The organism is Siphonobacter sp. BAB-5405 (assembly GCF_002872335.1).
Taxonomy (GTDB): Bacteria; Bacteroidota; Bacteroidia; order Cytophagales; family Spirosomataceae; genus Siphonobacter.
The window spans coordinates 200,705-220,312 of sequence record NZ_NJAG01000005.1 but is presented as its reverse complement, the minus strand read 5'-3'; the positions used below and the strand labels follow the sequence as shown (position 1 = coordinate 220,312).

At 50.3% G+C, this 19,608-nt stretch carries 19 protein-coding genes; 7 read left to right on the top strand and 12 right to left on the bottom strand.

What is annotated here, in order from left to right; translation table 11 throughout:
• Positions 1–9 precede the first annotated feature (9 nt).
• Positions 10–342, top strand: coding sequence for a hypothetical protein (locus BWI97_RS04910; protein ID WP_102200239.1), 333 nt, complete (start codon positions 10–12; stop codon positions 340–342).
• An 81-nt stretch (positions 343–423) separates the two neighbouring features.
• Here BWI97_RS04910 and BWI97_RS04905 read toward each other — a convergent pair whose 3' ends face one another.
• The 4 genes from BWI97_RS04905 to BWI97_RS04890 all read right to left on the bottom strand — a co-directional run bounded on the left by BWI97_RS04905 (position 424) and on the right by BWI97_RS04890 (position 4,330).
• Positions 424–2,082 (bottom strand): beta-xylosidase, encoded by a 1,659-nt coding sequence (locus BWI97_RS04905; RefSeq protein ID WP_102200238.1) that lies wholly within the window; start codon positions 2,080–2,082, stop codon positions 424–426.
• Positions 2,083–2,352: 270 nt separating this feature from the next.
• Entirely contained in the window at positions 2,353–3,252 is a 900-nt protein-coding gene (locus tag BWI97_RS04900; RefSeq protein ID WP_094816413.1) for a carbon-nitrogen hydrolase family protein, read from the bottom strand.
• Between the two features lie 12 nt (positions 3,253–3,264).
• Positions 3,265–3,864, bottom strand: a complete 600-nt coding sequence (locus BWI97_RS04895) for a GNAT family N-acetyltransferase (RefSeq protein ID WP_094816469.1) — start codon at positions 3,862–3,864, stop codon at positions 3,265–3,267.
• 67 nt (positions 3,865–3,931) lie between these two features.
• The gene (locus BWI97_RS04890; RefSeq protein ID WP_102200237.1) at positions 3,932–4,330 is read right to left on the bottom strand and encodes a nuclear transport factor 2 family protein; all 399 of its coding nucleotides are present in this window, start codon (positions 4,328–4,330) and stop codon (positions 3,932–3,934) included.
• 148 nt (positions 4,331–4,478) lie between these two features.
• Here BWI97_RS04890 and BWI97_RS04885 point away from each other — a divergent pair, with 148 nt between their 5' ends.
• The gene (locus tag BWI97_RS04885; protein ID WP_102200236.1) at positions 4,479–4,979 is read left to right on the top strand and encodes an SRPBCC family protein; all 501 of its coding nucleotides are present in this window, start codon (positions 4,479–4,481) and stop codon (positions 4,977–4,979) included.
• Positions 4,980–5,080: 101 nt separating this feature from the next.
• Here BWI97_RS04885 and BWI97_RS04880 read toward each other — a convergent pair whose 3' ends face one another.
• A complete protein-coding gene (locus BWI97_RS04880) occupies positions 5,081–6,463 on the bottom strand; it encodes a DEAD/DEAH box helicase (RefSeq protein WP_102200235.1) in 1,383 nt (460 codons plus the stop codon).
• Between the two features lie 272 nt (positions 6,464–6,735).
• Here BWI97_RS04880 and BWI97_RS04875 point away from each other — a divergent pair, with 272 nt between their 5' ends.
• Entirely contained in the window at positions 6,736–9,090 is a 2,355-nt protein-coding gene (locus BWI97_RS04875) for a prolyl oligopeptidase family serine peptidase (protein ID WP_102200234.1), read from the top strand.
• Positions 9,091–9,311: 221 nt separating this feature from the next.
• Positions 9,312–9,674 carry a hypothetical protein gene (locus BWI97_RS04870; protein WP_094816421.1) on the top strand — a complete coding sequence of 121 codons (363 nt, stop codon included), beginning with the start codon at positions 9,312–9,314 and terminating at the stop codon, positions 9,672–9,674.
• A gap of 4 nt (positions 9,675–9,678) precedes the next feature.
• Here BWI97_RS04870 and BWI97_RS04865 read toward each other — a convergent pair whose 3' ends face one another.
• The gene (locus BWI97_RS04865; protein ID WP_102200233.1) at positions 9,679–10,719 is read right to left on the bottom strand and encodes a cytochrome-c peroxidase; all 1,041 of its coding nucleotides are present in this window, start codon (positions 10,717–10,719) and stop codon (positions 9,679–9,681) included.
• Positions 10,720–10,813: 94 nt separating this feature from the next.
• Positions 10,814–11,293 carry a molybdopterin-dependent oxidoreductase gene (locus BWI97_RS04860; RefSeq protein WP_233207754.1) on the bottom strand — a complete coding sequence of 160 codons (480 nt, stop codon included), beginning with the start codon at positions 11,291–11,293 and terminating at the stop codon, positions 10,814–10,816.
• A 170-nt stretch (positions 11,294–11,463) separates the two neighbouring features.
• Here BWI97_RS04860 and BWI97_RS04855 point away from each other — a divergent pair, with 170 nt between their 5' ends.
• Together BWI97_RS04855 and BWI97_RS04850 are read left to right on the top strand one after the other, a co-directional pair.
• A complete protein-coding gene (locus BWI97_RS04855) occupies positions 11,464–12,714 on the top strand; it encodes a nitrate/nitrite transporter (RefSeq protein WP_102200232.1) in 1,251 nt (416 codons plus the stop codon).
• A gap of 249 nt (positions 12,715–12,963) precedes the next feature.
• Entirely contained in the window at positions 12,964–13,731 is a 768-nt protein-coding gene (locus tag BWI97_RS04850; RefSeq protein ID WP_094816429.1) for a M48 family metallopeptidase, read from the top strand.
• 56 nt (positions 13,732–13,787) lie between these two features.
• Here the strand turns inward: BWI97_RS04850 and BWI97_RS04845 are convergent, their stop codons facing one another.
• The 5 genes from BWI97_RS04845 to BWI97_RS04825 all read right to left on the bottom strand — a co-directional run bounded on the left by BWI97_RS04845 (position 13,788) and on the right by BWI97_RS04825 (position 18,127).
• Positions 13,788–14,504 (bottom strand): FRG domain-containing protein, encoded by a 717-nt coding sequence (locus tag BWI97_RS04845; RefSeq protein ID WP_102200231.1) that lies wholly within the window; start codon positions 14,502–14,504, stop codon positions 13,788–13,790.
• Positions 14,505–14,545: 41 nt separating this feature from the next.
• Complete coding sequence (pncB, locus tag BWI97_RS04840) at positions 14,546–15,718, bottom strand: nicotinate phosphoribosyltransferase (protein WP_233207753.1); 1,173 nt, start codon at positions 15,716–15,718, stop codon at positions 14,546–14,548.
• 83 nt (positions 15,719–15,801) lie between these two features.
• Complete coding sequence (locus BWI97_RS04835; protein ID WP_094816433.1) at positions 15,802–16,518, bottom strand: hypothetical protein; 717 nt, start codon at positions 16,516–16,518, stop codon at positions 15,802–15,804.
• 140 nt (positions 16,519–16,658) lie between these two features.
• Positions 16,659–17,507: a LytTR family DNA-binding domain-containing protein gene (locus BWI97_RS04830; protein ID WP_102200229.1), complete on the bottom strand. Its 849-nt coding sequence runs from the start codon at positions 17,505–17,507 to the stop codon at positions 16,659–16,661.
• A gap of 5 nt (positions 17,508–17,512) precedes the next feature.
• Positions 17,513–18,127 carry a rhomboid family intramembrane serine protease gene (locus BWI97_RS04825; protein ID WP_233207752.1) on the bottom strand — a complete coding sequence of 205 codons (615 nt, stop codon included), beginning with the start codon at positions 18,125–18,127 and terminating at the stop codon, positions 17,513–17,515.
• Positions 18,128–18,280: 153 nt separating this feature from the next.
• Here BWI97_RS04825 and BWI97_RS04820 point away from each other — a divergent pair, with 153 nt between their 5' ends.
• A complete protein-coding gene (locus BWI97_RS04820; RefSeq protein ID WP_199181986.1) occupies positions 18,281–19,588 on the top strand; it encodes an aminotransferase class V-fold PLP-dependent enzyme in 1,308 nt (435 codons plus the stop codon).
• Positions 19,589–19,608: the final 20 nt, after the last annotated feature.

The following is a 19,608-nucleotide window of genomic DNA, read 5'->3' as shown; positions in this document are numbered from 1 at the left end:
TACGCACCCATGGAGCTGGACATTACGCAACTCATGAAAGACATCAGCACGGCGGTATCCGCGGTACTGGGTAAAGATGTGACGACCATTCAGGGTTTTCGGGATCGGCAGCTAAAAGCCATCGCCCAGCAGTCGGTCCTGATTACGGCGGGTATTGCGACGGGTGAAATCACGGAAGAAACCCGGGAGTTTTTTCTGGACAGTTTACAGGATATGGTACTGAACTTTCTGAAAACGCTGCAGGGTGTTGCTCAGGTAACCATCGAAAAAGCCTGGAACGCCGCCGTAACCGTAATCTGGGACGCGATTGAAAAGGTGACGGGAATCCGGTTAGTAGGCTGATCGGAGTGAGTAATCATGCGGGAAGAAGGGAAAAGAGCATTTCCATTCTTCCCGCATGGCTTTTGAGTAGTATAATCCTGCCTACCAATCCAGCTTGACCAGAGCTACGGCCTGCCGTTCCAGCGTAATGGGCAAAGAGACTTTCGCATCGACGGTTTTTACTTTCCGCGTAACCAGGCATTTTAATTTTCCTGCTTTTTCCAGAGCCGCAATCTGCTGGGAACTGGGCTTTTGCGGAGAACCCATCTTTTTCCAGGCCTCGTAGGAATTGCTATTTTCCTTGTCAATTACATAGATACGCAACGTTGCTTTGCGGGCCGGAACGTGAGCGATCTCCAGGTTGACGGTTTCCATAGGTCCTGGTTTGTCGTCATCGTGGTAGTTCCAGACCATCACGGCTGCGGTTTTCTGATCACTGGTCGCCAGGGCTCCAATATCGGAGGTTGGTCCGTGGACGCTTGATTTCAGAACATCTGCCAACGCATACATGCGATTGCTTTGAGCCATGACCCGTTTTCCCGACATCATCCCAAACATGCGGAACACATTCAAAACCGGCTTGTCAACGCCATTCGTAGCTAAATCCCGAAACCCGTAGAACCAGGGCTGATCTTCAAATTCAAAGGACCAGGACACGGCACCCAGAAAGTTGATTTTAGCCAGATCCGCCAGCAGATACTTTCGGGCAAACGTCGCGGCGGTATAACTGGAGTACATGGTGCCGTTCCGGTACGCATTCTCGGGATTCGTTGCCATACCGCAGGCCGCACAACCTTCCGGGTCCGATTCACCGATAATAATGGGTAAATCTTTGGTCTCGGGATACGCCGCCGTAATCGCAAAACCCGTCTTGATGTCATTCAACTGGGCGGACATGTCCATACGGACCGAGCCATCCACTAGTTTAGGCTGCCCCTTGGCGTGAAACAGAATGGCATCCACGGGCGAACCCTTCTTTCCGGTAGCGTAGTTGGTACCCGAAATGCAATGCTTGATAAAGTTATTAGTCCACTCAGTGGCTCCCTTGCCCCGCGTACCCGCAATATTGATGCCCCCGATTTTGGCGGTCGGCAAGGCCCGTTTCAAACCATCGGCGGCGTAGTCGTAAAGCTTCAGAAATTCTTCCTGCGTACCTTTCCAGTAATGCCCGTTGGGCTCGTTCCAGACTTCCCAGTACCAGCTTTCCACTTCCTTCTGGCCGTAGCGTTCGACCGAGTGTTTGACCCACTGATAGACCAATTCCCGCCATTTATTGTAATCCTTGGGTGGATAGGCCCAACCCGTAATAATATCCGTGTAGGGGTCGCCTGGCTTCCAGTAATGCCGATACGGTTCCGGATGCGTGGACAAGGCTTGCGGCATAAAGCCAATCTGAGCCAGGGGCTTCATGCCTCGCTTCACATAACTGTCGAAAATACTATCCACAATGGCCCAGTTATAAATGGGCTGCCCGTTGGCATCTTCGGTATACGCATTAGTAGAACCCCATTTCAGGGCCGCTTTACCATCTCCCGTTACTAACAGACTATGCGTTCGGACATAAACGGGTACGGGGCTTAATTGGGCTAGTTCCGTTAATAATTTTTGCCCGTCTTTCATGTAGGTATAGTTGGGTTCGTCATACCCAAACCAGGCCCATACGGGATTCATGGGGGCAATTTCCTGCTTGAGATCTACTTGAATCGCAGGATTTTGAGCAGAAGTAGAAATCGCTGAACAAAAGAATAAACTAAGGGCCATCCAAGCCGAAAGGATGGATGTTTGGCGAGACCAGGGTCTGGAAAAAGAGGGCATAACTTGAAGAAGTCTAGGTTTAGCAGTGGCAAAGTAAACCTTATTCTTCAGTTGAGGAACCCGTTCAGTCCATCCAAGGACGCTATTTTCCCTAACAATGACAGTGAAGCGTAGGTTACGGTTACCTGGAACGGAATAAATAAAGATGTTTACGAGCTTTTCGGATCGTAACGTTTACCCATAAAAAAGTCCGTAACCACCGTTACGGACATAAAATTAAAGGATCGCTCGGTGCAGTTTCACCTGATCTTCCATAAAGCCACCGTACAATCGCCGGTGGTCTTTGAAGTTGAAAACGCTTCCGTTGTTTCGTACTTCCTCAATTTTTGAAAAATCGAGCGTCTGTATCAGCCAGGTTTCGGCCTGCGGCGTATGCGAAGCAATGATTCCTTCTTCGGGTAAACCCGTATCAGGGGTCGAGTAAAAAGCAGAAAATCCGTAGTTAATATCCACCGCGGGTGACCAAAGGGCATTTCCCACGGTCTGCGAAACGACGGTATAACACTGATTTTCCAAAGCTCTTGCCCGGGCACCCACGTGTACCCGCGTAGCTCCGCGAATGGTTTCGGTACAGCTTGGGGCTACCACTAGTGAAGCTCCCAGGTTACAGAGCAACTGCGAACTCAGCGAAAATTCAACGTCGTAGCAAATCTGAATACCAAAGCGGCCCCAGTCCGCTTCAAACATGGTCAGTTCTTTTTCACCACTCGAAATACCCCAGTGCTCATTTTCGAAACGGGTCATGAAAAATTTGTCCTGATATCCCACGAGGCCTTTGGGCGAGAAAACGTAGGCTCGATTGACCAGTTCTTTTTTCAGGAGTACCGGAAAACTCGGAGCCACGATACTGACGCCGTATTGGCGGGCCAGTTCAGCGAAAACCGTACAGAAATCGGCCCGTAAAGCGTCCATTTCCCGGACCTGCTGGCGGATGTTCTGGCGAATGTCTTCCGAAAACAGACTCACCAGTTCCATCGACCCGTATTCGGGAAATATCAACAGTTGGGCTTTTTGCCCGGCAGCCTGGGCTACCCAGCGTTCGGTATGCCGACGCCAGGCTAGAAAATCAACGTGTTCAGTAATCGGATATTGAGCAGCGGCAATCGTTACTTCCAAGGGTACAGGAGTTTATGCAGTAGTGGGTGATAGGGCTTTGAGCCAATACACCATGGGTTTGGCCGTTGAGGTAGTTTCCCCAACGTCGGGCCATTCCATATGGCTTTGCAGCGAAGGTTCGCGATGATAGCCGCGTTTGGTCCAGAATTCGTCGAGGGGACGGTAGTCATGCGGACGAGCCGGATGCATGTCCGGGCGAACCACGGAACAAAAGCAGGCCGTTTGAAACGTACCAAAGCTGCGAGCATGGGCTTCCCGTTCATCAAAAAAACGATGCCCCAATCCCTGACCCCGATAGTCGGGCAGGAGGATACTTTCTCCGAAATAAAAAACAGTACGAATATCCATGCCCGCTTCTTCAAACGGCTGACGAACCTCGGCGGTTTCCTCTTCCAGGGGAATACAGGTGGTGGCTCCGATCATCTGATTGCCGTCATATGCCGCAAACAGGAAGGAACGCTCCGTCTTCGTATAGGTCTGCAAATACGCTTTTTCGTACGCTAGGGAGCCTTCATAGAGGTACGGGAAACTTCGGAATACTGCAATACGTAAATGGGCCAGGTCATCGAATACTTCTTCAATTGCCTGTCCAGTTTTATGAATGAAATGCATAGAATCAGGAAAAATCTGGGTTGGGCGTGAAGCTGCAAAAGTTACGCCCCACCGCAATGCCTTTAGACTACGAAACGCGTTGAATCCAGAGGGGCAGGTTGTAATACGTCGTAACGCGAGTAATTTTTCCGTCTTTCACTTCCAGAAAAGCTCCAGCGGGCAATTCGTAGGTTTGATGACGAGCTTCGGGCAGACCGTCTTCCCCCTTTTTATAAACGCCATTCACTACGAATTCAGCGGCCACCCGCGTTTGCGTAGGTTCGCTGAAAAAGACCAGATCGGTTAAAGTTTCTTCGTAGCTTTCATCCATGTGCTCAAGAAACTTGGTAAACTGCTCGATGCCGATGCGGGCATCACCCTGGTTGGGTTCATGACGGATTTCAGGATCTACCAGGCTTAGCATCCCCTGCCAGTTTTTGTCGTTGAAATAGGTATAATAGTGTTGAACAATTTCCAGTGCAGTCATGGTGGATACAGAAATTAAAAGATCGAGTAAAACGTACTAAACATTAAAGAAACGTTTCAGAAAAAACGTTCAATGCAAATTACGACAGAATTGTAACTTTTGGTAGGGTTAATTGTTCGATGAGTACAATCGAACCAATCCCTACGTTATGTCCCGCACCTATTCACTGAAAACGATTCAGAAGTTACCCATTACGCTGGATCAGGCCTGGGATTTTTTTAGTCAGCCCGGAAATCTTAAAAATATAACACCGTCCACGATGGGCTTTGATATCCGAAGCCACCACCACGGCGACCGGATGTACGCCGGACAAATCATTGAATATACCGTAAAGCCCTTATTCGGCATTCCGCTGTATTGGATGACGGAGATTACCCACGTAAAAGATCATGCTTATTTTGTGGACGAACAGCGGTTTGGACCGTACAGTCTGTGGCATCACCAGCACCATTTTCGGGAGATTGCGGGCGGCGTGGAAATGACCGACATCGTGCATTACCGGCTACCTTTCTGGATTCTGGGGGATATCGCTCACGCGATCATAGCGAAAGATAAACTGCGGGAAATATTCACCTTTCGTTACCGGAAAGCTGAAGAAGTGTTCGGAGCCTGGCCGGGTGGACAGTCGCTGAACATTCAGTTTTATTAGGGTACAGTCACGGCTTGCTCCGATCACAGATCAGGACAAGCCGTGGTGAAGCGTCTCAGACGCGAAACCCTTACACTCCGATTTCAGATCGGGGTGAGCTTTTATCGTCTGCCTCGTTTTGGTCCGCTGGTGGGCTTTTTGCCGCCCGAATTTTTGGGTCCGGGCCGTCCGCCTGGTTTGCTGGCTTTGGGTCCGCCGGATTTACTGCCGGGCCGACCGGCGGCCTGAGCTTTCTGCCAGGGTCTGGCCTTTTTCTCGTGGAAAGCTCCTTTAAAAGTCGGATCGGCCTTCTTCCGTTGGTCATCCACTTCCCGCAGCATGTCCTGCCGTTCCTGAAAAGGCGTATTGGTTACTTCGACCGCTTCGGGTAAGAATTCCACCGGAATTTCCTGACCAATGATTTTTTCAATTTTCTCAATGTGGTATTCTTCGGCTTCCGTAACGAAGGTGATAGCCTCACCGGTACGGAAAGCCCGTCCGGTCCGACCGATCCGGTGGACGTAATCTTCGTAAATCAGCGGTACGTCGAAGTTAATAACGTGCGTAACTTCCTGCACGTCAATCCCTCGGGCGGCCACGTCCGTCGCCACCAGTACCCGGATTGTATTATCCCGGAAGGCCTGCATGGCGTTGATTCGCGTATTCTGGCCCTTGTTGGCATGGATGACCCGAACTTCCTCTTCCGAGAAGACCTTCCGTGAAATGAATTTGTGAATATTATCGGCGACTTCCTTCGAGCGAACGAAAATCATCACCTTCTGAAACGCGGGGTCTTGTAAGAGGTAACCCAGCAGATTGATTTTCGTGTGCAGGTTCGGTACGGAATAAATGACCTGATTCACCGTCGTTGCCGTCGTTGCCTGCGGCGTTACTTCAATACGGGTCGGAAATTCCAGAAACTCGAACGAAAACTTCTCTACTTTTTCCGGGAAGGTAGCCGAAAACAACAGGTTCTGCCGTTTGCGGGGAATGATTTCGAGAATCCGGCGGATCTGCGGCATGAAACCCATATCCATCATCTTGTCGGCTTCATCGAGTACCATCACTTTTAGTTCTTTGGTGATGATGTCGCCGCGAAGGTAGAGATCCATGAAGCGGCCCGGCGTACTGACCAGAATGTCCACGCCAACCGTAAGAGCCTCAATTTGCGTTTTGGGGCCGAGTCCGCCGTACAGACAGAGCGTCCGCAAATCGGTATATTTGCCCAATTGCTCAATGGCATCGCCAATCTGCATGACCAGCTCGCGGGTCGGAGCCAGGATCAGAGCCCGTGGTGCCGAACCCTGAGCGTACTTGACCTTATACAGAATGGGTAGGACGTAAGCCGCTGTTTTGCCCGTACCAGTCTGAGCAATCCCCAATACATCGTGACCCGCCAGAACCAGCGGAATGGCCTGTTCCTGAATGTCGGTGGGTTGCTCATATCCGGCCTCGCTTACGGCATTGAGCAATTGCCGATTGAGGTTAAAATCTTCGAACGTCATCTTCTTATTCCTTCCAACGAAAACACAAAGGTCGCAAAAAGCCTTGGGAAACAGCACAAAAGCGACCAATGAATGGCTAGCGTGAGAGAAATCATTTGGGGCAGCATCCAAACGAATGACTAGCTTGATTTTGGAAATGGGCTTTTTGACCTGTAAGAAATAAGGTTTAGTCGCCAAAGACGTTAGAAATACGCACGATCCCGTATTTTTAAGGCATTCATTAGCACTTCGGTAAACAGCTAAGCAGCCCGATGCTGCGTTCATCCCATTGTATGTTTCATCTTCCTAACGTCCGGGCCCTTTCACTGGGTCTGCTTCTAAGCCTACCTGCCCTACCTGTCATGGCCCAAAAACTGGGGCCGCTGACCGTCGAAAAGATCATGCGGGACCCTAAATGGATGGGCGTTTCGCCGAGTAATCCCTACTGGGCCGAAGACGGTTCCAAGGTTTATTTTTCCTGGAATCCGGAAGGAGCCAAGAGCGATTCGCTCTATGCCTACGAACTCACCAGCAAGAAGATTACGAAAGTAAGTGTAACCGATCGGCAGCGTATACCGAGCGAATCGGGGAAGTATAATCAGGCGAAAACCGTAAAACTGTACGAAAAGAATGGGGACCTGTTCTACCTCGATCTGTCTACCAAACAGATTCGACAGCTGACGAATACGGTTGAAAGCGAAAGTAATCCTACGTTCAGTAGCGATGAAAGACAGGTGATTTTCCGTCGCGGCATGAACCTGTTTTCCATGTACCTGGCTTCGGGTGAAATCAATCAGTTGACCAACTTTTTGTCGGGTAGTAAGAAAGCCGATCCGAAAGCCAACGAAGAAGAAAAATGGTTGAAATCGGATCAATTAGCGATGTTTGAAGTGTTGAAGGAACGGGCCGATAAGAAAAAGGACGCCGCTAAAATCACCAAAGCCGAACAGCCCAAGCGGCCTAAGGAATTTTACCTGGAAGAACGGAACCTGATGGCTCCCACGGCAGCTCCCAGCGGAAAATACGTGACCTTTCAACTGGTAAAATCGGCGGCAGGAGCGAAGAGCACGATTGTGCCTAACTACGTCACCGAATCAGGATTCACGGAAGACATTCCGGCCCGCACCAAAGTAGGAGCACCCCTGGCTTCGCATCAGTTGTTTTTGTACGACATCGAAAAGGATACCATCCGCGAAGTGAGTGCAAAGGACCTGACGGGCATTACGGAGCAGCCTAAATATCTGTCGGAGTATAAAGCGGATACCACGTCCAAAAAATCGAAGGTCCGTCCGGTACAGTTTTTCGGTACGAGCTGGTCGGAAGATGGTACGTATGCCGTAGTCATCGTTCGTTCGCAGGATAACAAAGACCGCTGGATTGCCCAGCTCGATCCGGTTACGGCGAAACTGAAGGTACTCGACCGCCTCCGCGACGAGGCCTGGGTGGGTGGCCCCGGTTCGTATGCACTGACCTGGCTGGATAAGGAAACGTTACTGTTTCAGTCAGAAGCGACGGGATACTCGCATTTGTACAGCATCAACCTGCGTACAAACGAACGCAAGCAGCTCACGAGTGGCAAGTTCGAAGTACAACAAACGGTTCTGTCCAAGGATAAAAAGACGATCTATTTTCAGTCGAATGAGGTACACCCCGGAGAACAGCACTGGTATAAAATGGCGGTTACGGGCGGTGAACGCGTGAAGCTGACAACTGGTACGGGAGCCCATGAGGTAAGCCTTTCGCCGGATGAAACGAAACTGCTCGTTCGTTATTCAACGCCTACGCAACCCTGGGAACTGTATCTACAGGAAAACCAGGCGGGAGCGAAAGCGGAAAAAATTACCAATTCTCTTTCCGATGAATTCAAATCCTACGCCTGGAAAGAACCGCAGGTCATCACAGTAAAAGCCAGCGACGGACAGGATATTTACGCCCGTCTGTACGTACCGAAGAAGAAAAACGGGGCGGCGGTCATCTTCGTCCACGGGGCCGGATACCTGCAAAACGCTCACAAATGGTGGAGTCAGTATTACCGGGAATATATGTTCCATAACTTACTGGTGGATCAGGGCTTTACGGTACTGGACATGGATTACCGGGGTTCGGCGGGCTACGGTCGCGACTGGCGAACGGGCATTTACCGCTTCATGGGGGGGAAGGACCTCGACGATCACGTAGACGGGGCGAAGTACCTGACGCAAAAACTGGGCATCAACGCCAAACGCATTGGCATGTACGGCGGTAGTTACGGCGGGTTTATGACGCTGATGGCTTTGTTCACCAAACCCGGCGTATTCAAAGCGGGAGCGGCTCTCCGGCCCGTAACCGATTGGGCAGCGTATAATCACGGCTATACGGCTAATATTCTGAACGAACCGCAAACGGATTCGCTCGCGTACCGTCGCAGCTCTCCGATTTATCACGCCGCTGGTCTGAAAGATAACCTACTCATCTGCCACGGGATGGTAGACGTAAACGTGCATTTCCAGGATGCTGTACGTCTCTCGCAGCGACTGATTGAATTGCGAAAAGAAAACTGGGAACTCGCCGCTTATCCCATGGAAGACCACGGATTCGTAGAGCCTACCAGCTGGATGGATGAGTACAAGCGGATTTTGAAGCTGTTTCAGGAGAAGTTGAAGAAGTAAGATTTACTTTAAGGTTATTTTATCAAACCCCGTACGCAGACCTGCGTATGGGGTTTGTTGTAGTAGGTGACTTATCGTGATACGGACTAAAAGATCAGCCATCTCAGCGGGACGAAAGACTGCATCTATCTATTCAGAACTACCAATCGATAAAGTACGCCAATAACCACAGGTACAGCTTTTTCTACACCTCTGTAACCCAACCCTAAAAACACCCGATTATGGAAAAGCCTATTTCACGGCCCATGCACGGCCTGGCTGATTATGCGTATGTGCCGCTTGTGGCCCTGGCTCCTAAGCTGGCCGATTTTGAAAAGGAAAAAGCCGCCGTCACCTTGTGTGGTCTCTTGAGTAGTGGAGCTCTGGTTTATAGCTTGGGAACTAAAGCCGAATGGGGCGTACTGCGACTGTTACCCTTCAAAAAGCACTTAGCTATTGACTTTTCGGCGGGACTTTTGGCACTGGCGGCACCCTGGCTCTTTGGTTTTGCCAAACACAAAAAAGCCCGTAATACTTTTCTGGCGATGGGCGTCATTAGTCTGCTCGCCAGTTCATTAACCAGGCCCGAAGAAATGGACGAATAGCGAACTATTGCGTCAAAAACGGATTGCTAAAGGCGGGATTCTGTAGAAATTCCGTGTCCGTAAGCGTATGTAGGAAGGCGATTAAATCTTTCTTTTCGGAAGAGGTCAGATGCATGGGGCCTTTCAGGTCCGTACTGAGCGTCCGGCTGGAGGCCACATGCTCACTGTAATGATCGATGACTTCATCCAGCGTCCGGAAGCGACCGTCGTGCATGTACGGACCCGTCACGGCAATATTCCGAAGCGTCGGTACCCGAAAGCGGGCAAAATCGGCGTCAAAACCCGTTACTTCCTGCCGACCGGGATCGAGCGGTGAGGCATCGAGGCCATTATTATGAAAGACGTTCTGGAAAAACTGGGCTCCGCCGTGACAATGGGTGCAATTCGCTCCGCGTATACCTTTGGTAGGATCGGAGGTTCGCATGAACAGATCCAGTCCTCGCTTCTCGGCGGCGGTTAGCGTGTACTGATGTCTCAGGTACTGATCATACGGAGCCTGGGCGGAAATCAGCGTCCGTTCAAACTGAGCCAGAGCTTTGGCCATCAGCAGGGGCGTAATGGAGTCCGTACCAAACGCCCGTTTGAATTTTGGGGGATAAAAAGCCGTTTGTTGCAGTTTACGAGCCGCTTTCTCGGGAGCCAGTCCCAGTTCATCCGGATGAGCCATGGGAATGAGTGCCTGATCTTCCAGCGTGGGGGAGTGACCATCCCAGAAGAAATGGCGTACCCAAAGCAGGTTCGCCAGCGACATGGAATTGCGGGCCGTGGTACGTCCATTCACGCCGATACTCAACGCAAAACCATCGGTAAATGCCCGATTTTGCTGATGGCAACTGCTACAGGAGATGGTATTGTTCTTGGAAAGCAGGGAGTCGTAAAACAGAAAACGCCCCAGAGCCACACCTTCTAATGTCATCGGGTTATCCGCCGGAATCGTGTACCGATGCCCAAAAGAAGCCGGAATGGGAAGCGTATAGGGAGTATCGTTGCGGAGGGTAAAGGCCAGCACCACCGCACTACTCAGCAGGATCAACCAACGAAGCATACGTATCGACGAGAAGAAAAACGAGTCTACCTGTCCGGTTGCGGCCTTTCCGGCAAATGGAAAGTGAAAATAAACATTCTCTCGCAAAGAAGAATCATTTGGCAAAGCGGATTTCAATTTCCCGTACTTCCCGAATCCAACGGGCGGGTTTCTTTTCGCCGGGGACTACGATTCGGTACGGACCTACGCCGGTCGGTAAGGCGGTACCGTCTACGGCATCGGCAAGCACGATGGTTCGTGTACTAAATTCCGGATCCAGTTCTGGTAAGGCAAACAAGACCTCGTATCCATCAGTAGCCCGTACCAGAGCGTATTTGACCAGATTTTCCCCCCGAAGTTGCCCGCCTATGGTTACCCCGGCTTTTTTGAGTAGCTCAATCAGCGGTATGCCCGAGTAGTGGTGTTCTTTCTGGTCTTTGTCTACGGCTTTTACTTCCGTATGCGGCAGAGCTTTCAGATCGGAAGCCTGTAGTTGAAGCGGAGTAGTGACTTCACCCGTAACCTTTAAAATTACTTGAGCCGACACGTTCCAGGCCCCAAAGAGGCAACCTGACAGAAGCAGTAACTTTTTCATGCGGCAGGAACGAAAATAGGTCTAAAGTTATCGTTATGTTTATTTGAATATAACGACCAAATTTAATGAATTGTTTAAAACTCTAGGCTAGGACTAGACTACTGGGAACCATCTATCTTTTCCGCTGTTTACTAGACACGAGTAAAAAAGCGTCTTTGCTTCCCGAATGTATGAATCAAACATCTACTTTAACCGATACTTCGGCCTCCTCTCATCGACAGTATCCCTGGTTGATCGCGGTTTCCGGGTTGTTGATTCTGATTACCATTAACGGACTTACCACTTCTTCGCTGTCGGTCTTTGATGAAGTCATCCAGCAGGAATTTCACCTGAGTCGGAGCGTACTGAAATCCCGGGAAACGGTTACGTATGCTGTCTCGGCCCTGTTCATTTTACTTTCAGGCTGGCTGATTGATCGGGTTGGAGTCAAAAAATTATTGCTGGCGGGTTTAACCCTAATGGCCCTGGCTCTGGGTGGCTACGGATTCGCCCGAAATCTGACGGATTTGTACGTGCTGCACGTGCTGCTTGGACTGGCGTACGTTTCAGCGGGGTCAGTGGCTGTCGTGATTCTGGTTTCATCCTGGTTTCAGGAAAAACGGGGATTGGCTCTAGGGCTTACGCTGGCGGGTACGAGTCTGGGGAGTGCTCTCTTTCCCCCTATACTGACCAGCCTGATCCATACCCACGGCTGGCGAGAAGCCTTTCACTGGCTGACGTTTGTGCCTTTAGTGCTCTTGGTCTATACGGCTGTCGTCGTGTATAGCACACCCGAAGCCGCTGGAATGCAACCGTATGGGCAAAGGAATACGGAAAAATCGCTGGTAAAGACGGGGAAAAGTTATGCTGAAGCTCTGCGTACGCCCTTGTTCTGGCTGATTGCTCTCTGCGGATTTCTGTCGTTTCTGGGAATAGTGGGACTGGTTTCCAATCTCTTTCTGCAATTACGAAGTGTAGGCTTCGATTCTGGGCAGGCGGCCTGGACGTTATCGCTATATTTCACGCTGGCTCTGGTGGGTAAATTTCTAATTTCCTGGATTTCAGATCTGGTTTCGGTATATCCTCTATTTACCGGCTGTCTGTTGGGACTCATGGTCGGAGCGGTAGGCCTGGCTTCGCTGACGCCGAGTCTAATTATTCCTTCCGTAGGATTGGCGGCCTTAAGCTGGGGCGGCGTTTTCACGTTGTACAATGTATTGATTGTTCGGTCCTTTGGCTTGAAAGCAGCCGGCAAGATCAACGGTACCATCAGCTTATTCGAAAACTGCGGTTCATTGCTGGGACCACTAGTGATGGGCTGGCTCTTTGAAACCTCCGGCTCGTACCAGCAACCCTTGTACCTGACGGCTGGCGTTTTCGGACTAACGGCCTTTCTCTCCCTGTTTTTCTTTCGGCGAGTACCCAAGGCGTACGTTTCGTAGGAAGGCTCCTAAACGGAGCTGATGATGGGGATGATTTGAGTTAAGAATCGACTAATCGTTTGGCTAAACTTAGGGATTCTAGTACTTTCGTTGCGACGGAGGTATAGAGGAAAAGCCAGGGTAGCAGCGACGAATGTCGCTTTTGATACGGTTAACTTCCAGAAAATTACGTTAAAACTACCTCGACAGACACTTATTCCTGAAGAGAAGCGTTTAAAAAGCTGAAACCAATTGGAGAGAGTGAATTCGATGAGAGCCCTTTTAGTAGTGTGGACCATTCTGGGGGTGTTTCCGAACGTTTTCGGACAGACCTCTCAGTTTGTCAGTCAGTCCCACCCCCTAACCAAATCAAATTCTGAAGCCCGTTCGACGGTAGCTAAAGACAGTGACAAAACATCCCTGCACTGTATTCCGCTGTGGGGTGAAAAAAAGAAATCCGCCCAGCAAATCAAACAAGACGAAGCCTTTTTAAAGGCCTGTGACGAGAATTTCGGTAATCGGGCCGAAGCCAGCCGGTTTTTTGCCGAGCGTGGTTGGGAGTACATCGCCGAAGGTGAGCTGGATACCGCTTGCTATCGCTTCAACCTGGCCCAGTTGCTGAACACGAAAAACAGCGATGCGTACTGGGGTTTAGGCGTCGTTTGCCATCAGAAAGGACAAGGAACCGAGGCCATCCGTATGTTGAGCAAAGGAGTCGCCTGCGATTCTGCCAATTCGATGTTACTCGACGATCTGGCGACGCTGTACATTCAGCAACACCAGCAATCCGGTCAGGCTCATGACCTGGACGAAGCGTTTGCCTTACTCAATCGTTCCGTACAACTGGATACGACCAACGCCACGACGTACCTGAAACTGGCCCTGGCCGAGTACCAGCGAAACAATTTCGATAAAGCCTGGGAACACCTGCATCAATGCCGGCAACTGGATGTACAAGTCCTCGACTTCAATTTCATTGAACAGCTTTCGGTTAAACAGGCCGATCCCAAAGGCGTATTTAATTCCGGAAAAGAATAAGTAACGATAGAATGAAATGAAAAAGGCGGAGAACGACTCGTTCTCCGCCTTTTTCATTATTCAAAGTAACGCCATTGGAGATAGGTACAGAGCCCTTCCAGTTCCGGGAAAATCGAGAACGCATTGACGCCTAGTGTATCCAGATCGGTACGAATTTGCTTCAAGCAGGTGGACGGAATTTTTACCTTGATCAACTTTTCCGTATACGAGTCGATTTCGTTCATGTACTGCTTGGTCAGTAGTTCCTGAGACGACGCGACGCTAAATACACCCGACTGGTTATTGATCCGTTGCTTGATAATCCGGGGTCGTACCAGCTTGGTTTGTGGCACATCGAAAGGATGCATCGTTTCCAGATTGGCCGCAAAATCCTCTTCCTGAGCCATTAAAATCCAGACTACACTATACGGCGAGGCTACCAGCGATTCACCCGTAGCGAACCACAGGGCCGTCAGGGCATTGTTCGACCAGTCGAGCAAACGCGTGGGTAAGGTAAAGTGTTGGCCGAGCGTGAGGTAATCCCAGTCGTCCATGGGACGATGCGGCTCAATCAGCAGTGGATTCGTTCGCTTGAACTCCTGTAAAAGCGTTTGTTCCACCTGCAAAATGTCGCCTTTGGCTTTCAGGCGGCAAATCTTGGGAAGCAGGGGATGATCGAACGTTTGTCCGCGAAACAGAAAATCAATCGAGTAACCCTGCTGGCTGTGTTCTTCTTTACTCTGCTTGATGAGAGTGAGGTAGGCTTCAATCGTACTTAATTCAATTTCTTTCATGGCTGGATCGGTGGAAAATCTTGATATTCACTACGTACTTCTCATTCGATGTGGAGGATTTCCTTGGCCAGATGAATCATCCGTTCGCTGCCCGTGTATTTGCCTTTTTCGTCGGATAGCTTGACGACCTCGGTCCATTCCCCTTCACCCGGCTGGGCTTCCGTCATTTTAATCACAATGTTCATGGCTTTAGGGCCGACGTCATTGGTCAGACTGGTACCGATGCCGAACGACATGCCGATGCGACCCCGACAGTGTTCGGCAATGCGTGCGACTTTTTCATAATTGAGCGAATCGGAGAAAGTGATGGTTTTCGACAGCGGATTGATCCCCATGCCTTGGTAATGCTGGATGACTTTATCGGCGAATTCGAGCGGATCGCCACTGTCGTGCCGGACCCCATCGAAAAGCTTGGAAAACATCTTGTCAAACTGCTGGAAAAAGACGTCCGTTGTGTACGTATCCGATAGGGCAATGCCCAAATCCCCGCGATAGACCTGTACCCAGTGTTCCAGTCCTAAAGCATTCGACATCTTAAAACCGTACCGGGCTGCGTGGAACATAAACCATTCGTGGGCGTGCGTACCAATGGGTTTGGTCTGATACAGCATGGCCATGTGCACGTTGCTGGTTCCGACAAATGAACCCGCCCCGTACTGTTGTAAAGCCTGTAAGACCAAGCGATGTACTCCGTACGAATGGCGACGACGGGTACCGAATTCAGCCACCGTAACGTTCAGGTCGCGGTAATTTTCAATCTTCTGGCGGGTATTTTCTATTACTTCCGCATCACTAATTCGTTCCAGATGATTCAGTTGATAATACAGCTCACAGATTAGCGACATGAGTGGTACTTCCCACAAAATGGTACGGTACCACAGGCCTTCAACGCGTACTTCCAGTGCTTCGCCGGTTTGGGTAATGTGTACTTCTTCAGGATTATATCGGTATCCCGCCAGAAAATCCAGATAGACGGGATCAAGATAGGGGCAGGTAACTCGTAAGAAGTGTTTCTCTTCGCGGGTCAGTTGCAGAGAAGCCATGGCATCAACGGCTTCACGTAAGGCTTTGGCAAAGCCGGGCGGAAACGCGTGTTTTCCCCGATTAATGAATTGATAACGGGCTCGGGCTGATGGAAAGAGCCGAATAACTCCCTGCTGCATAGTGAACTTGTAGAAGTCATTATCCAGCAGGGAGGGAAGAATGGAAGGCATAGACATGGAAACTCGGGGCTAATGGAAATGATAGTTTTTCCATAAAAGTTATGCCCGGAGTTTGAAACCGTATCAGTAAACGATTAGGCAGGTGTAGCGGAGGCGGAGGGAGCCGTCAAGCCCATCTTTTTGCGGTACTGTTTCGTGAGTCGGCTAATGAAGAAGCCAACGGTTACACCCGGACCAACCCATAGCAAGAGATTGACGAAAGAAGGCATATCAGCGGGTAAGAAACGGGGACCTACATTGACCAGAAAGGCGGTTAGCGTAGCGGCATACGAAGCCAGCATTCGACCCAGGTGCGTAAAAAACCAGTGCATGCGTTGGGGTTGTACCCGTCCACTAAATACCTTGTAATCGTTCCAGCCATTGGCCAGGCAAAGAGCGGTCAGGAATAGAAACAGAATGCCTTGGTAAGGTTGTTGTACCATAAATCGCTGGATACTCCAGGCAAGTGTTACCAGCCCGAAGAAGCTCACGCCGTACATCGCGGCCCAGTCCAGTCGGGCAGGTGGTGTCTCTGATTTTTTGCGTAATAAAATTCGTTTTCCGGTAAAGGTCTGGTAAAAGCTACCGACGGCTACGGGTAGAAAGAACTGCATTTTCAGCGAAAGCGGATCCAGTACAAACAGGCCCACCGTCGTAATGAATACGCCAAACATGGCCCAGTAATATACCAGTCCCCAGAAGTTATGTAAGCGACCCCCTTTGCGGGCAATCATAGGTACCAATCCACTGAGTAAAGCAGTGAAACCACAGATAACGTGAATGACGAGGATCGAAGCCTGAAGCGTTTTCATAAGAATTGCATGGTTGACAAGACCATACAAACGTAGAGCTACGACGAAAACATGTCAAATCAATGGGTTGATTATCAGGATTCTGGGACGTTTGACAAAGCCAGGGACAATTCAGCAGCCGTTTGGGATGTTTGACAAGGTCAGTGAAAGCGTTCGGTTACCAGTTCGGAATATTTGCGGGCGACGGGGACAAGTGTTTCCAGCGACCGCAGATGGAGTTTGTACCCCTGAGCGTTCCCACTCACCCGTACTACGCAGTGCAGATTGACAATGTAGGAACGGTGACAGCGGACGATGAAGTCGTAGGAGATTTGCGTTTCCAGCCGACTCAAACTACTCCGGAGCAGTTCTTTGCGAAGCTGCCCATTTTCCTGGAAAACAATTTCCGAGTAATTGTCCGCGGACTCAATGTACAGCAGTTCGGTCACGGGCAGGCGTAGTTGATCTTTTCCGTTTTCCGCCGTAAACTGAATATACTGTTGGGTTTCGGTAGCGAGTTCCTGCGGGGAGAGGGGTTCCGGCTGGGGAGGCTGACTGTACTTCTTAAGCTTTTTGACGTACGTGGTAATGGTAAAGGCCGTTGTCGGAAAAACACCAATAATCAGCGTAAACCCAATCATGGAAAGTAAACCCGGCAGGTGTCGGGATATGCCAAAAACGCTCGTGGTGTAAAAGTAATTAAGTACGGCAATGCCCAGAAAATGGCCCAGTACAAAGACGATGTTGCGACCAACCGTCCAGCGTTCTTCCCGAAACCACGCTGGAAACAGAGCTGGTAAGGCAAAGTAATTGGTAACCAGTACCAGCGAAGTAATGACTCCAAAACCCGCAAGAAACAGGTACTTTCCGGGCATGACGACCCGGGCGGTTCCAAAGGGCTGAAAAATAATGATAAACAGGCCCACGAATAGACCCGCTCCGACAGATAGCCACCAGGTAGCGGCATCACGCTCGAAGCGGGGATGGGGCTGAGCCAGAATCGAGAACATACGAGTTATCCCCGGATTTGCTCAATGAACATGCCAATAACGGGCGGATAAGCCGCAATGGCAAAAGCAATACCGTACAAAGCCCCCCACAAGTGGGCCGAGTGATTGATATACCCCGTTCCCCGCCGGGACTCCCAGTAGGAATAGGCCAGGTACAGTCCACCAAAAATCCAGCCCGGAATGGGGATGGGAATGAAAAACAGATACAGCGACGTTGTGGGAGCAAACATAATCCCCGCGAAAATGACGGAAGATACCCCGCCCGAAGCCCCGAGGGAATTGTAGTTGGGATTATTCCGGTGCTTGAAGTACGTGGGCAGGTCGGAAATAATAATACCGCCCATGTACAGAGCTACATACAACAGATTTCCCATCGGCGAAATCTGCGAGAAAATGCTTTCCACCAGACCGCCAAAAGAATACAGCGAGATCATGTTAAAGGCCAGGTGACCAATATCGGCGTGAATAAAGCCCGACGTAATAAACCGCCAGTACTCGTTCCGGCGATTGACTTCGTACGGATTCATTACCCAGCGACGCAGGATGGATTCGTTATTCCAGGCGTATAAACTGGCACCTACGGCCAGTAGTATAAACAGTAAGGTCAGACTCAGATTCATGGTAGCAATACAAAACGATCTTTCAGTCGAAAGATAAGGGTATTTTGACGCGTAAAAATAGCTGTTTTCACGGGGGGATAGTGATTTTACCGATTTTACAGTAATTTCCATCCGGGCCGCAACCTGTTATCCACTAGCAATCATACTGTTATGATGCCTTCTCGCCGTGCGTTCTTTCGCCAGTCGGCCAGCGTTGCCCTCTTTCCCAGTTTAAAACCACTCAGCGAATCGTACTTTCAGGAAGTAGCACGGTACCGCTCGGGAGACTCAGCCCAGGCTCTGGCTGCTGATGAAGATTTCTGGGCTCTCATCCAGCGGGCGTACACCGTCTCGCCAACGATACTGAATCTCAACAACGGTGGCGTAAGTCCCAGTCCAACGCTGGTTCAGGAAGCCGTCGAACGGTATTTCCGCTATTCCAACGAAGCCCCGAGCTACTACATGTGGCGGGTACTGGATCAGGGCCGTGAACCGCTACGGGAGCAGCTGGCCAAGGTAGCGGGTACGTCGCCGGAGGAAATCGCCATTAACCGGAATGCTACCGAAGCCCTGGATACGGTCATTCTGGGCTTACCCCTGCAAAAGGGCGATGAAGTAGTCGTCTCCAATTTCGATTACCCGAATATGATGAGTGCCTGGCGGCAACGCGAACTCCGCGATGGTCTGAAGCTCAATTACGTAAAGCTGCCCATGCCCTGCGAAGACGAGAATCAGCTGGTGAAGCTGTTTGTCGAGCAAATGACACCGAAGACCAAAGTGGTACACCTCACGCACGTCATCAACTGGTCGGGACAGGTACTACCGGTTCGGAAAATTGCCGACGAAGCTCACAAACGCGGGATTGAAGTACTCGTAGACGGAGCCCACAGTTTTGTGCATCTGGATTACAAAGTACCCGACCTGGGCTGCGATTATTACGGTACGAGTCTGCACAAATGGCTAAGTGCTCCGATTGGTACAGGCATGCTTTGGGTGAAAAAAGAGAAAATTTCGAAGATATTCCCCCTGGTACCCAACGAGCAGCCGCAGTCAGACAATATTCGCAAATTCGAAAACCTGGGTACGCGACCCTTTTTCATCGAACAGGCCATCGGGCAGGCCATTCAGTTCAATAATTCCATCGGGGCAGTTCGGAAATACGAGCGTCTGTTTTATCTGAAAAACTACTGGGCTGAAAAAGTAAAAGACTTGCCCGGTATAACGTTGTATACCTCGCTGAAAAAGGGCTATTCCGGAGCCTTGGCCGTCGTTGGTGTGAACGGGATGACGCCCGGCCAGCTGGAAAGTGCACTCCTGACTCGCTTCAAAATCCATACAACGCCAATAGATAAAGAGAATGTGAAGGGCGTTCGGGTAACGCCGCACGTCTATATTTTACCCTCGGATCTCGACCGATTAGTCAGTGCCCTGACGATTCTGTCCAAAGAAAATACCGATAAACTGGCAAAGGCCGGAAAGTAATCACAAGGATTTACGGGTAA

Coding starts and splice junctions, on each gene's coding strand:
- BWI97_RS04910 (WP_102200239.1), top strand. CDS start 10: ATGGAGCTGGACATTACGCAACTCATGAAAGACATCAGCACGGCGGTA.
- BWI97_RS04905 (WP_102200238.1), bottom strand. CDS start 2,082: ATGGCCCTTAGTTTATTCTTTTGTTCAGCGATTTCTACTTCTGCTCAA.
- BWI97_RS04895 (WP_094816469.1), bottom strand. CDS start 3,864: ATGCATTTCATTCATAAAACTGGACAGGCAATTGAAGAAGTATTCGAT.
- BWI97_RS04890 (WP_102200237.1), bottom strand. CDS start 4,330: ATGACTGCACTGGAAATTGTTCAACACTATTATACCTATTTCAACGAC.
- BWI97_RS04885 (WP_102200236.1), top strand. CDS start 4,479: ATGTCCCGCACCTATTCACTGAAAACGATTCAGAAGTTACCCATTACG.
- BWI97_RS04880 (WP_102200235.1), bottom strand. CDS start 6,463: ATGACGTTCGAAGATTTTAACCTCAATCGGCAATTGCTCAATGCCGTA.
- BWI97_RS04875 (WP_102200234.1), top strand. CDS start 6,736: ATGTTTCATCTTCCTAACGTCCGGGCCCTTTCACTGGGTCTGCTTCTA.
- BWI97_RS04870 (WP_094816421.1), top strand. CDS start 9,312: ATGGAAAAGCCTATTTCACGGCCCATGCACGGCCTGGCTGATTATGCG.
- BWI97_RS04865 (WP_102200233.1), bottom strand. CDS start 10,719: ATGCTTCGTTGGTTGATCCTGCTGAGTAGTGCGGTGGTGCTGGCCTTT.
- BWI97_RS04860 (WP_233207754.1), bottom strand. CDS start 11,293: ATGAAAAAGTTACTGCTTCTGTCAGGTTGCCTCTTTGGGGCCTGGAAC.
- BWI97_RS04855 (WP_102200232.1), top strand. CDS start 11,464: ATGAATCAAACATCTACTTTAACCGATACTTCGGCCTCCTCTCATCGA.
- BWI97_RS04850 (WP_094816429.1), top strand. CDS start 12,964: ATGAGAGCCCTTTTAGTAGTGTGGACCATTCTGGGGGTGTTTCCGAAC.
- BWI97_RS04845 (WP_102200231.1), bottom strand. CDS start 14,504: ATGAAAGAAATTGAATTAAGTACGATTGAAGCCTACCTCACTCTCATC.
- pncB (WP_233207753.1), bottom strand. CDS start 15,718: ATGCCTTCCATTCTTCCCTCCCTGCTGGATAATGACTTCTACAAGTTC.
- BWI97_RS04835 (WP_094816433.1), bottom strand. CDS start 16,518: ATGAAAACGCTTCAGGCTTCGATCCTCGTCATTCACGTTATCTGTGGT.
- BWI97_RS04830 (WP_102200229.1), bottom strand. CDS start 17,507: ATGTTCTCGATTCTGGCTCAGCCCCATCCCCGCTTCGAGCGTGATGCC.
- BWI97_RS04825 (WP_233207752.1), bottom strand. CDS start 18,127: ATGAATCTGAGTCTGACCTTACTGTTTATACTACTGGCCGTAGGTGCC.
- BWI97_RS04820 (WP_199181986.1), top strand. CDS start 18,281: ATGCCTTCTCGCCGTGCGTTCTTTCGCCAGTCGGCCAGCGTTGCCCTC.